The 12,136-nt window shown below is 46.0% G+C and carries 9 protein-coding genes; 7 read left to right on the forward strand and 2 right to left on the reverse strand.

The window, feature by feature from the left end; all coding sequences use genetic code 11:
• Window positions 1-255 precede the first annotated feature (255 nt).
• Entirely contained in the window at window positions 256-690 is a 435-nt protein-coding gene (locus tag HUB64_RS17935; protein ID WP_168822865.1) for a PACE efflux transporter, read from the reverse strand.
• A 90-nt stretch (window positions 691-780) separates the two neighbouring features.
• On the opposite strand from HUB64_RS17935, the gene HUB64_RS17940 reads away from it, so the two are divergent.
• Window positions 781-1,668, forward strand: a complete 888-nt coding sequence (locus tag HUB64_RS17940) for a LysR family transcriptional regulator (protein WP_105251732.1) — start codon at window positions 781-783, stop codon at window positions 1,666-1,668.
• Window positions 1,669-1,761: 93 nt separating this feature from the next.
• Here HUB64_RS17940 and HUB64_RS17945 read toward each other — a convergent pair whose 3' ends face one another.
• Window positions 1,762-2,385 (reverse strand): TetR/AcrR family transcriptional regulator, encoded by a 624-nt coding sequence (locus tag HUB64_RS17945; protein ID WP_028761413.1) that lies wholly within the window; start codon window positions 2,383-2,385, stop codon window positions 1,762-1,764.
• A gap of 418 nt (window positions 2,386-2,803) precedes the next feature.
• Between HUB64_RS17945 and HUB64_RS17950 the strand changes: the two genes are divergently transcribed.
• From HUB64_RS17950 to HUB64_RS17975, 6 genes are all read left to right on the forward strand, one after another.
• Window positions 2,804-4,042 (forward strand): efflux RND transporter periplasmic adaptor subunit, encoded by a 1,239-nt coding sequence (locus HUB64_RS17950; RefSeq protein ID WP_173497524.1) that lies wholly within the window; start codon window positions 2,804-2,806, stop codon window positions 4,040-4,042.
• Between the two features lie 13 nt (window positions 4,043-4,055).
• Window positions 4,056-7,214 carry an efflux RND transporter permease subunit gene (locus HUB64_RS17955; protein ID WP_173497525.1) on the forward strand — a complete coding sequence of 1,053 codons (3,159 nt, stop codon included), beginning with the start codon at window positions 4,056-4,058 and terminating at the stop codon, window positions 7,212-7,214.
• Window positions 7,215-7,657: 443 nt separating this feature from the next.
• Window positions 7,658-8,335 carry a methylamine utilization protein gene (locus HUB64_RS17960; RefSeq protein ID WP_173497526.1) on the forward strand — a complete coding sequence of 226 codons (678 nt, stop codon included), beginning with the start codon at window positions 7,658-7,660 and terminating at the stop codon, window positions 8,333-8,335.
• Window positions 8,325-10,631 (forward strand): GGDEF domain-containing phosphodiesterase, encoded by a 2,307-nt coding sequence (locus HUB64_RS17965; RefSeq protein ID WP_173497527.1) that lies wholly within the window; start codon window positions 8,325-8,327, stop codon window positions 10,629-10,631. Before HUB64_RS17960 ends, HUB64_RS17965 begins: the two co-directional genes overlap by 11 nt.
• 76 nt (window positions 10,632-10,707) lie before the next feature.
• Entirely contained in the window at window positions 10,708-11,589 is an 882-nt protein-coding gene (locus HUB64_RS17970) for a DUF3034 family protein (protein WP_173497528.1), read from the forward strand.
• Window positions 11,586-12,062, forward strand: coding sequence for a group 1 truncated hemoglobin (locus HUB64_RS17975; protein WP_173497529.1), 477 nt, complete (start codon window positions 11,586-11,588; stop codon window positions 12,060-12,062). Before HUB64_RS17970 ends, HUB64_RS17975 begins: the two co-directional genes overlap by 4 nt.
• The last annotated feature ends 74 nt before the right edge of the window (window positions 12,063-12,136 follow it).

Below are 12,136 nucleotides of genomic sequence, written 5' to 3' on the forward strand. Positions count from 1 at the left end.
AATGATTTGAATATTAATTACTGATAGTTAGTCCTTTTGTGATGCTTATAGGATATTTCAACAACCTCAGTTTACTGTGTGCGGGTTTATTATTTTTATGTACTGTGTTTAAGGGGAATTTTACGCTGGGCAACACATGAACTGGCTTTAAGTAGAAGAAATTGAAATGGATAAGTTTCAATGTTGCCATCAAACGAATCGCTAAATTGTTTAGTGAGGTTCATTTGATGGTGATGTGTGTTGATCTTAGCTGCGCTATTTGACCTTAGTGGCTTGCATAGTAATCCAAGTCTTATAGGGCTGATACTTGTCATAGCACCAATGGAATAGGGTGCTGTAGAAGAAGAAAAAGATCAAAAAAACCGCTTCTAAGCCCATGGCTGCCAACCAACCTATCTGTAGAAACCAGGCGATGGTCGGTATGCTAATGAAAATAAGTCCCCCTTCAAATCCAAAGGTATGCAGTATTCTGGTTTTCAAAGTGCGTTGCTCTCGATTTGCCCCAAATACCCTGTCGAATCCTAGGTTGTAGAAGTAGTTCCATACCACGGTATAAAGACTCAAAGCGATACCAACTATGACAAGTTCACTGGTTCCCTTGCCTGATATAAGGGCAGAAACGGGGATAATAATAGCGAGTGCAATCGCTTCAAAGAGTAAGGCGTTAAAGATACGTTCTGTCGTTTTCATGGCTATTTCCCATTCATTTAATGTGACTATGGCCATGATTTTATCTAGTATAGGGATAAGTTATAGTTAGATAGTATCGGTAAAAGCGATATGTTTAGTCTCGAACAACTCGAAGCCTTTATGGAAACCGTAGAATCGGGTTCATTTTCGAATGCTGCAAGGCAACTTAAGAAAGCACAATCCGTGATTAGCCAGCATGTGATGAATCTTGAAATTGACTGTGGGGTTGAGTTATTTGACCGTTCGGGTCGTTATCCTGTATTAACGGCCGAAGGTAGTAAATTACTGCCCTACGCAAGAGCGACGATTCTTCAACATCGTAGGCTCAAACATACCGCCTTATCGCTCTTCAGTAGTCAATCTTCAGAAGTGTGCCTTGCGATGGATGAAGGCATTCCGATACAGAGAATATCTGAAATTATTCGGTTGTTAGAAGGTGATTTCCCTAATATCGAACTCGAGTTTCTCAGTGCCTCAAGTATAGATATTATCGACATGGTGCATTCGGGAAGAGCATCTACAGGATTGATTTTTAGTGAATTATCTATGCCAAGTAGTATAGATTTTGAGAGTATTGGGGTGATTCAATTCGATCTTTATGTGGCGAGTTCGCATCCCTTAGCAAAATCAGTTGCACCGAACATGGACTCATTGCGACTGTATCGACAATTACTCATCCGCTCACGGAATACTAAAACCAGTAGTTTTCAGCAGGCGTTCAGTCCTGATGTTTGGTATGCCGATAACTATTACGTGTTATTGGAGCTCGCATTACAGGGCCATGGTTGGTGTCTATTGCCCGAGCATATGGCGTCCAATTTAGTTTCATCGGGTAACTTAACTCGCGTCCCCATAGAATTTGAGCAGATAGGCTGGCATGCAAACGTCGATGTGATCCAGCATCAAGATAAAAGCAGCCTGCCATTATTGAAACGACTCAGGCAACTGTTTAGAGAACTCTTGGTTGGACAGAAATAAATGGTTGGACAGAAATAAAGCAAAGCATAAATAAAACCCCAGTTAAGTGAGTACTCTACTGGGGTTTAGTTTTTGTGGATCAGGATTTGTGAATCAGGATTCATCATTACGCGGAAAGTTAGCCAGCACTAGCTCGGCCACTTTGCGCAGTTCATTCGGGCAAATTCCACTGGTCGCTTGTACGGCCATACCTTGCAATACAGTGCCTATATAACGGGCAAGCAGCAAGGGATCGGCGTCAGCGGGCAAATCACCTTCATCTTTGGCGCGTTGCAGTCGTTCGCACAGGGCTATTTCACCGTCGCGGCGACGATTAATCAAAGTGTCTTTAATCGCTTGCCCTGCTTCACTACAGGTGAGTGCCCCTTGAACAATCAAACATCCCTGTGGATGGCTTTTATCCACCAAAGAGCTTGCCGCACCGAGTAGCATTGACTCGATAACCTGATAGGCGGTTTTCTGTTCCAGTGCCGGGTAGAAAAACGCACAGGGGCGCTGTTCATACAATTCTATCGCTTTGAGAAATAACTGTTCTTTATTACCGAAAGCGGCATAAAGGCTAGGTTTATTAATGCCCATAGCTTGGGTGAGATCGGTTAACGATGTACCTTCAAAACCTTTGAGCCAGAAGACTTCTAAGGCTTTTGCTAATGCATCGTCAGTGTCAAAAGCTCGTGGGCGACCAACACAGGGCGTCTGGGTGACGGTTGACATCATTAGGCTCCTCAATTCTCAATTGCCCCTAGGATAGACATGGGTTTAGTCCCTGTCCAGCCACACTTGCTACCTATGACGGACTTAGGGGGATATGTCTACTTAGTCATTCAAGGTGTCACCTAAGTTCAGCATGTTATCTGCGTTAGTCAGTGTTTGCTTCAATATTCATCAAAATGCTTTGCCGTTCAAACTCGTAGCCTTTTGCCTCTGGACGCATTGTATGCCTAGGGTAAGTGCACACTTTTAATTAAATACCGTTCGGTACATAAATTTGTTGACAGCATCATTTTACGCTATATATTACCGTCCAGTACAGAATATTTTTTACCAATCGGTATTTAATTGGTTTGGTTTGTAACACAGCTGCATGTGTGTGGTTCGAACAGCGTGAAATGCCCGCCACTTTGAGGATAGTAATATGATGAGTAACAAACCTTTACGAATAATGATGTTAACGGCTGTGGCTGCTTTCGTCCTTTCAGCTTGTGGTGAGCAAACTGCGCAGCAGGGACCAGCACCGAGTGCACCTAAGGTGGATGTCGCTCAGGTATTGCATGAGCGAGTCACCGAATGGGATGAGTTTACCGGTCGTTTACAGGCGCCAGAAAGTGTCACCCTTATCCCGCGGGTGTCGGGCTATATCGACTCAGTAAATTTTAAAGAAGGCGCCTTAGTGAAAAAAGGCGAAGTGTTATTTCGCATCGATCCAAGCGTGTTTGAAGTGGAAGTGGCCCGGTTAAAAGCAGATCTTGCTAGCGCACTCTCTGCTGAGCAACTGGCCACTAATGATTTTGAACGGGCACATAAGTTATTTGACCAAAAGGCGGTCTCGGCCGAATTACTCGATACCCGTGAGTCGAACAAACGTCAGACTGCAGCCGCAGTCGCTTCGGTGAAAGCAGCACTCATGCGCGCCGAGCTTGATTTAGCTTATACCCAAGTGCAAGCGCCGATTGATGGCCGCGTATCCTACGCTAACGTCACTGCGGGTAACTATGTCACCGCAGGGCAGAGTGTGCTGACCAGCTTAGTCTCTACCGCCAGCATGTATGCCTATTTTGATGTGGACGAGCAAACCTACCTTAAATACGTGAAGTTAACTGCGCAGAACAAACGTAACGATCCCCGTGCTGGCGATAATCCTGTTTACATGGCTTTAGCCAATGAGCGCGATTATCACCATATTGGCATGGTCGACTTTGTGGATAATGCGATGGATAAGCAGACGGGTACTATTCGAGTTCGTGCGACTTTTAACAATGAAGACAATAACCTATTGCCAGGCTTGTTTGCGCGTCTTCGTACTGCGGGCAGTGGCGCCTATGAGGGGATCTTGATTGACGATAAAGCGGTTGGCACAGATCTCAATAATAAGTTTGTGCTGGTCGTCGGTCATGATGGCACGGTCGAATATCGCGGTGTGACCTTAGGCGAAAAAGTCCAAGGACTGCGCATTGTAACCCAAGGCTTGATGGCCGAAGACAAGATCGTCGTTAATGGTATGCAACGCGTACGCCCTAAGATGCAAATTGAGCCAAACATAGTGGACATGGTCGACAGCGACAAGCTCGAGGCGCTACGCCAAGCCCAGTTAATACTCGATAAAAACCAAGAGCATTTGACGGCGCAAGCGGTCGAAACGGCGAGCCGCGGTTAAGGAATAACACACTATGTTGTCGCAATTTTTCATTAAAAGACCGATATTTGCAGCCGTGCTGTCATTGCTGTTTCTTATCACTGGGGCGATTGCTGTTTGGCAGTTGCCTATTACCGAATATCCAGAGGTAGTGCCACCTACGGTAGTGGTCACTGCTAATTATCCTGGCGCAAATCCTAAAGTGATTGCCGAAACTGTGGCTTCACCGTTGGAGCAGGAAATTAACGGCGTTGAAGACATGTTGTACATGTCATCGCAGGCGACGTCCGATGGACGCATGACCTTGACCATCACCTTTGCGATTGGCACGGATGTGGATAAGGCACAAACCCAAGTGCAGAGCCGAGTGGATCGCGCTATGCCCCGTCTACCGCAGGAAGTGCAACGTCTTGGTATTGTTACTGAAAAATCATCGCCAGACTTGACCATGGTGGTGCATTTGTTATCGCCGGATAACCGTTACGACATGTTGTATCTGTCTAACTATGCGGCGCTAAACGTCAAAGACGAGTTAGCGCGGATCAACGGTGTCGGCGCTGTGCGTTTGTTTGGCGCCGGCGAATACAGTCTAAGAATTTGGCTCGATCCCAATAAAGTCTCGGCGCTGGGTTTATCACCCGCAGACATTATTGCTGCCGTACGTGAGCAAAACCAACAGGCAGCAGCGGGCAGTTTAGGCGCGCAGCCCAGTGGCAGTGCTGACTTTCAACTTTTAATTAACGTGAAAGGCCGTTTAACTGAACTGTCTGAATTTGAAGATATCATCATCAAAGTTGGTCAGAATGCTGAGGTGATCCGCCTTAAAGATGTCGCGCGGGTGGAACTCGGGGCAACGAGTTATGCGCTGCGCTCTTTACTCGATAATAAGGATGCGGTCGCTATTCCTGTATTCCAAGCATCGGGCTCTAACGCGATTCAGATTTCCGACGATGTGCGCGCCAAAATGGCAGAGCTGTCTAAAGGATTCCCTGAAGGACTCGAATACGAAATCGTTTACGACCCAACAGTGTTCGTGCGTGGCTCGATTGAAGCTGTGGTAAAAACCCTGTTCGAAGCCGTGTTACTGGTGGTGTTAGTGGTGGTACTGTTCCTGCAAACTTGGCGCGCATCGATTATTCCGCTGGTGGCCGTGCCTGTGTCTTTGGTCGGTACCTTTGCCTTTATGCATTTGCTCGGTTTCTCGTTAAATGCCTTGTCGCTATTCGGGCTGGTGCTCGCCATCGGGATTGTGGTTGACGATGCCATCGTGGTGGTGGAAAACGTCGAGCGTAATATTGCCGCAGGGTTAAGCCCAGTTGCGGCAACGCAAAAGGCAATGAAGGAAGTGACTGGCCCGATTGTGGCAACTACCTTAGTGCTGGCGGCGGTGTTTATTCCAACGGCCTTTATGAGCGGTTTAACCGGGCAGTTCTATAAACAGTTTGCCTTGACTATTACTATCTCGACCTTTATCTCGGCGATTAACTCACTCACTTTGAGTCCGGCATTATCGGCGCTGTTACTCAAGAGCCATGATGCACCTAAGGACGGCTTAACTCGTCTAATGGATAAGTTGTTTGGTGCTTGGTTATTTGTGCCTTTTAATCGCTTATTTAACCGTGCATCCGATGGTTATGGCTGGTTAGTGCGTAAGGTTATCCGTTTTGGCGGCATTATTGGTCTAGTGTATTTAGGCATGGTGGCGTTAACGGGTGTGCAATTTGCCAATACACCAACGGGTTATGTGCCCGGCCAAGATAAACAGTATTTAGTGGCCTTTGCTCAGTTGCCCGATGCGGCATCCCTTGAACGTACGGATAGTGTGATCAAGAAGATGTCTGAGATTGCGCTAAATCACCCCGGAGTCGCGCACTCGATTGCTTTCCCTGGCCTTAGCATCAACGGTTTTACCAATAGTCCTAACTCAGGCGTGGTGTTTGTTGCGCTCGATGATTTTGACTCTCGTACCAGTCCTGAACTGTCGGCGAATGCCATTGCAGGACAATTGAATCAGCAATTTGCTGCTATTCAAGACGCGTTTATTGCCATCTTCCCGCCGCCACCTGTGCAAGGCCTCGGCACTATAGGAGGGTTCCGTCTGCAAATTCAAGACAGAGCCAACCTTGGTTATGAGGCCTTGTATCAGGTGACCCAACAAGTGATGTACAAGGCGTGGGCCGATCCTCAGTTAGCTGGCGTTTTCTCTAGCTATCAAGTGAACGTGCCACAACTTGAACTGGATATCGATCGGACTAAAGCGAAACAGCAGGCAGTGTCGCTCGATCAAATCTTCCAGACATTACAAACCTATATGGGCTCGACCTATGTCAACGACTTCAATCGGTTCGGTCGAACTTATCAGGTGAATATGCAAGCCGACGAGGCGTTCCGTCAAAGTCCGCAACAGATAAGTCAGCTAAAGGTGCCGAATCTGAATGGTGACATGATCCCGCTAGGTTCGTTCATCAACGTCAGCCAAAGTTCAGGCCCAGACAGAGTGATGCACTATAACGGTTTCACGACCGCTGAAATCAACGGTGGTCCAGCGCTCGGAGTGAGTACAGGCCAAGCGCAGGCGGCGATTGAGAAAATTTTGGCTGAAACGTTACCTAATGGTATGACTTATGAGTGGACCGAGCTGACTTATCAGCAAATTCTCGCGGGCAATACGGGTCTTTTGGTTTTCCCGCTGGTGATTATCTTAGTGTTTATGGTGCTAGCTGCCCAGTACGAGAGCTTAAGCTTGCCACTGGCGATTATCTTAATCATCCCAATGACACTGCTCTCGGCGCTCAGTGGTGTGTTGATTTACGGTGGCGATAATAATATCTTCACCCAAATTGGCCTGATAGTGCTGGTGGGGCTGGCGACTAAGAACGCTATCTTGATTGTCGAGTTTGCAAAGGAGAAACAAGACCATGGTATGGCACCTATGGAGGCGATATTAGAGGCAGCAAGATTACGTTTACGTCCTATCTTGATGACATCTATCGCCTTTATTATGGGAGTGGTGCCTATGGTGTTCTCCACTGGCGCGGGCGCCGAGATGCGCCAAGCCATGGGGGTGGCAGTATTCGCCGGTATGATTGGGGTGACTGTATTTGGTCTTATCCTAACGCCGCTGTTTTACTATGCCTTAGCAAAGAGAGGCAGTAAAAAAGCCGATGAGCATAAAGAGATAACAGTCGGTTAAGCTTGTTTTCTAGTTGAAAAACACATGAAAGGTCTACATTGAGTAGGCCTTTTTTGTTTATTCACGGCGAGAGCGATTAGATTTGACTATCTTTAGCTGGGGTTAATTAACATTAGGTCAATTGATGTTTAGTGATGGTATTGCTCGCCAGATTAAAACTAAAACCAGAAATGAGGAATATCGTTGGTATTTTCTGGATCATCAATAAGAAACAATGAATAACTATTACCGGACCATTCTGTTAGCTTATAACTTATTGCCACTTGAGCGCGTCATTATCACAGTATGATTAGAATGGTTACTGTTTTACGACTTTTCTATATAATTTGATGATTATTCAATACATTAGTAATGTACAATGCTAGATGAATCTAGATCGTTTTTTTACGCAGAACTCAGCTAAGGTACTTGTTGGCCTTGCATCACTATGCCCGAGGTAACGGATGATCCTATATCGCGTTTTATATGCGTTAGTACTTTGCGTTTTGATCTATTTCACGCCTCAAGTCATGGCTGCTGAACTCAATATTAATGTAGTAGATCTGCAACAACAGGCCATTGCCGATACTGTCGTGGAGCTGATCCCTGCAGTGATGCCCGATAATGCGATACCTGTCGAACATTATGAAATGTCGCAAAAAAATCGAACCTTTATCCCCTTTGTACTGGCGGTGCCTAAAGGTGCAAAGGTGGATTTCCCCAACTTAGATCGTACTCGCCACCATGTGTATTCTTTTTCAGAAGCTAAACCTTTCGAACTTAAATTGTATGTGGGTCAGGCCGAAGCGCCGATTCAGTTTGATAAACCCGGTTTGGTCGCGCTTGGCTGTAATATTCACGATTATATGCAGGCATTTATCTATGTGGCAGATAGCCCTATTGTCGCGGTGACGGACGAAAAAGGTGAGATCCAGTTTAAGGGACTTATCGCCGGTCAATATAAAGTTAAGCGCTGGCATCCATGGCAGAAGGCGGCATCAGACCCAACGGATTTACTGATAGTTAATGGTCCTAATCAACTCAGTCTGTCCTTAGACATTGAGCGTCAAGCTAAACCGTCGGCTCCGCCGTCGGGATTTGGTCACTACGATTCTGAAGGTAAGCCATTACATGCTAAATAGTTTTCGCGCTCGGCTGATTTTAGTTTTCTTTATTGTGCTGACGTTAGTGCAATTTGCCACGGCATTTTCCGTGTTGACAGCGACCGAAAAAGATAACTTTTTACAGCAACAGAAAAGCCTCGATATTGGCGCGAATGTGTTTCTCGAAGTGTTATCGAATCGCGGTATTCAGCTCAGTCAAAGTTTGTCCGTACTCAGTGCCGATTTTGGTTTTAAGCGCGCGATTGCTACTGGTGAGCAAGAAACCATTGAGTCAGTGTTATCTAATCACGGCTCTCGTATTGGTGCCGACGCCGCTGTATTGTTATCACCTAAAGGGGAGCTCTTGACCTCGAGTTTGCCCGGACTCACTCAGGATGATATTCAATCCTTATTTAATATGACCACCAGCAATCATAATGCGTTAGCTATCCTTAATTTTGATCATGCTAGCTATCAGTTTGTGCTGCAGCCGGTGAAGGCGCCGACCTTAATCGCTTGGGTTGGCATGGGTTTTTTATTGGATGAGAAGGTCGCCCAACAAGCTAAAGCTATTACGGGCATCGATGTGAGTTTTGTCAATCAGGCAACGGGCCGCACTGAAATAGCTTCAACCTTATCAGATAATGAAAAGTTAAGCGTAATTGAGCAGGCGAGCTTATTGCCTAGCTTGCTGAAAATGCCTAGTGAAAGTATTCCCGTAGATCATCTGTCTATGGGCATCAAACTTTATGATCACAACGGCAGCCAATTAGCGCTACTACACCAATCAAACCTCAAGTGGCAGCAAAGTTATCAGCAACTACGCAATAATATGCTGCTGATTTTTGCTTTGACCTTAGCACTGGCGATTGCGATTGCGATTTGGTTGTCGGGCAGTTTGACTGAACCCGTGCATCAACTTGTGAATTATGCCCGCAAAATCGGTCAAGGTAAGCAGCCTGCCAATATTCAAGGTGCGCCAGCAGAGCTGAGGGTGTTGGCCAAGAGTTTGTCCTTAATGCGCGATGATATTGAAGCGCGGGAAAAGGATTTAGTCTACCAATCTCGCCACGATAGCTTGACAGGTTTACTCAATCGTTTTGCCGCAAAACAGCATTTGGCGGATCTTAACGATAAATTATCCGGTGCTATGGTGTTGTTAGATATTAAACATTTCCGCCATATCAACGATATTATTGGTTTTGCCAATGCCGATACTTTGTTACTGCTTTTTGCTCGTCGCCTAGAGCAATTAGCACCCACTCCGGATTTACTGGCGCGTTTAGACGGTGACTCATTTTTACTTCTGTATAGTCAAGGTATTCGCCCCGAACATTTACTGAAGTCATTGGATATGTTGGAGTCACCTTTTCCAATCCAAGGCTCAAACATTTCTCTTACCGTGCGGGCGGGATTACTCGAAATCGATGGTAATGGTGCTGATATCGATGTGTTAGTGCGCCGCGCCGAAATTGCCCTCAATCAAGCCTGTCTCGAAGAGCAACGTATTGTCAGTTATCGTCAAGGCGCCGATGAAAAGTATCAGCGTGAGCTGACGATTATCCGTGATTTGCCTATAGGTTTAGCGCAAAACCAATTGTATTTAGTGTTCCAACCTAAAGTGGATTTACGCCTAAACCAGTGCACTGGCGCCGAGGCATTGATCCGTTGGCAACATCCTACGCTAGGGTTTATTCCGCCCGATGAATTTATCCAACTGGCTGAAAATTCAGGCAACATTGATATTGTTAGCCAGTGGGTATTGAAGCAGGCAATTCAGCAATTAGTGACATGGCAGCGGCGGGGTATAGTGCTAAAACTGGCTATTAACCTGTCGGCCCATGATTTAGTCGATACTCGCTTACCGAATCAAATCGCCATTTTACTGAAAGACAATAATCTGCCAAGCGGTGCACTCTGTATCGAAGTCACTGAAGGCGCCGTGATGAAAGATGCACAGACTGTGGTGAGTGTATTACAGCGATTCCGTGACATGGGCGTGTCTGTTGCCATTGATGATTTTGGCACAGGTCATTCATCATTAGCCTATTTGAAAATTTTACCCGTTAATGAAGTGAAAATTGATCGCAGCTTTATCAAAGACATGCTCACGGATAGCCAAGATGTGATGATAGTCGATACGAGTATTAAATTGATCCATGGCTTAGGTTTTACCGTAGTAGCCGAAGGCGTTGAAGAACAAGAAGGTGTTGAGATATTGCGCAATCTTGATTGCGATATCATTCAAGGTTACGTGTTTTCGAAACCCTTAAAAGCGGCTGAATTTGATCTGTGGTTCGAGGCGTTTAACCATCCAAATACCTCTGATACATAAGCGCGTTTACTCAAGTCAATATGCAAAGACGCTAGACTAACGAGTCATCGTCGAAAGAATTAGAGCGGAGCATCAAGTGAACATTTCCATAAATGCATTGAAGTTGAATTCATTAACTTGGAATTATGTTAAGGCTTTGTTTTGCCTATTTTTACTATTGGACACTGTTCCTACGTTTGCTGAAGGTAGCCGTGTGGTCGGGACTGGCGGCGGGACGATGATTGAAGGCAGTGCTGGCGGTGGCATAGTGCCATGGGCCGTGATCAACGGTTATGGTAGTAGCGGTGAATGGTCGGCAACGGCGATGGCGACGGGTGTCTATGTCGATGATTTTACGCTGAAAGTGATCGGTGCTTCTTTGAGTTTTGATAATCGATTCGAGCTGAGCGTTGCGCGGCAAACCTTTGATTTGGATACTATGGGCGGCGAGTTAGGCCAAGATATCTTCGGCGTAAAATACAAGCTTGCCGGAGAGCTGCTTTATACGGCTATGCCGCAAATTACCTTAGGTGCCCAGTATAAAAGAGTCGATGACTTTGCGATTCCTCAGGCGGTTGGGGCGCGGGATGATTGGGGTTTAGATGTATATGTTGCTGCCAGCAAAGTATTTTTTGATGCGGTAGCGGGACGAAATGTATTACTTAATGGGACCGTGCGTGTGACCAAGGCGAATCAAACGGGTTTATTGGGTTTTGGTACTCAAGCCAATCATGATTACCAGTTTGTGCTCGAAGCCTCTGCCGCGGTATTGCTGACGGATAATGTGGCACTGGGTATCGAATATCGCCAGAAACCCGATGAGTTAGCTTTTGCCCGTGAGGATGATTGGCAAGATGTGTTTTTAGCGTGGTTTATCAATAAGCATCTTTCCGTGGTTACGGCCTATGCGAATTTGGGCAGCATAGCGGGTTTTGACGATCAGCAAGGTTGGTATGTGTCGCTGGAGGGGGCGTTATGAGGCGTTTACGGGTGAAGTTAATACCTTTCGTCGCAGTGTTTTTTTTCACTGGCTGTGCGGTGCAAACGACCGAAACCTCAGCATCACAAACTCACTCGAGTCATCAAACCGCAAGCCATCAAACCTTATACCAAGATTTAGGAGGTAACGCAGGCGTATCGGCGATAGTCGATGGTTTGCTGGCACGTATCGCCACCGATCCACGCATAGTGCATCACTTTCAAGAGACAGATATTGCGTTATTTCGTGAGCGTGCCATTGAACATTTTTGTCTGGTTGCCGATGGCGGCTGCGTGTATCACGGTGAAAGTATGCAGCACAGTCATAGAGGATTGAATATTACTCAAGCGGATTTTGATGCCTTAGTCGGTCATTTGATTGAATCGATGAAAGAGCAACATATTCCGCTATCGACCCGTAATGCCTTTCTAAAACGTCTCGCCCCTATGTATACGGACATTACCTATCACTAGTGTGTTGTTTGTATTATCAAAAAGTGGCCTTTAAATATGGCGAAGGTGTTTGATGCGGTTAGTGTGATGAATCG

The sequence above is a fragment of the Shewanella sp. ISTPL2 genome (genome assembly GCF_013283205.1).
GTDB lineage: Bacteria > Pseudomonadota > Gammaproteobacteria > Enterobacterales > Shewanellaceae > Shewanella > Shewanella oncorhynchi.

What these genes read in the sequence shown, in the direction of transcription:
- HUB64_RS17950 (WP_173497524.1), top strand. Translation starts at nt 2,804, where the DNA reads ATGATGAGTAACAAACCTTTACGAATAATGATGTTAACGGCTGTGGCT.
- HUB64_RS17965 (WP_173497527.1), top strand. Translation starts at nt 8,325, where the DNA reads ATGCTAAATAGTTTTCGCGCTCGGCTGATTTTAGTTTTCTTTATTGTG.
- HUB64_RS17935 (WP_168822865.1), bottom strand. Translation starts at nt 690, where the DNA reads ATGAAAACGACAGAACGTATCTTTAACGCCTTACTCTTTGAAGCGATT.
- HUB64_RS17960 (WP_173497526.1), top strand. Translation starts at nt 7,658, where the DNA reads ATGATCCTATATCGCGTTTTATATGCGTTAGTACTTTGCGTTTTGATC.
- HUB64_RS17955 (WP_173497525.1), top strand. Translation starts at nt 4,056, where the DNA reads ATGTTGTCGCAATTTTTCATTAAAAGACCGATATTTGCAGCCGTGCTG.
- HUB64_RS17975 (WP_173497529.1), top strand. Translation starts at nt 11,586, where the DNA reads ATGAGGCGTTTACGGGTGAAGTTAATACCTTTCGTCGCAGTGTTTTTT.
- HUB64_RS17945 (WP_028761413.1), bottom strand. Translation starts at nt 2,385, where the DNA reads ATGATGTCAACCGTCACCCAGACGCCCTGTGTTGGTCGCCCACGAGCT.
- HUB64_RS17940 (WP_105251732.1), top strand. Translation starts at nt 781, where the DNA reads ATGTTTAGTCTCGAACAACTCGAAGCCTTTATGGAAACCGTAGAATCG.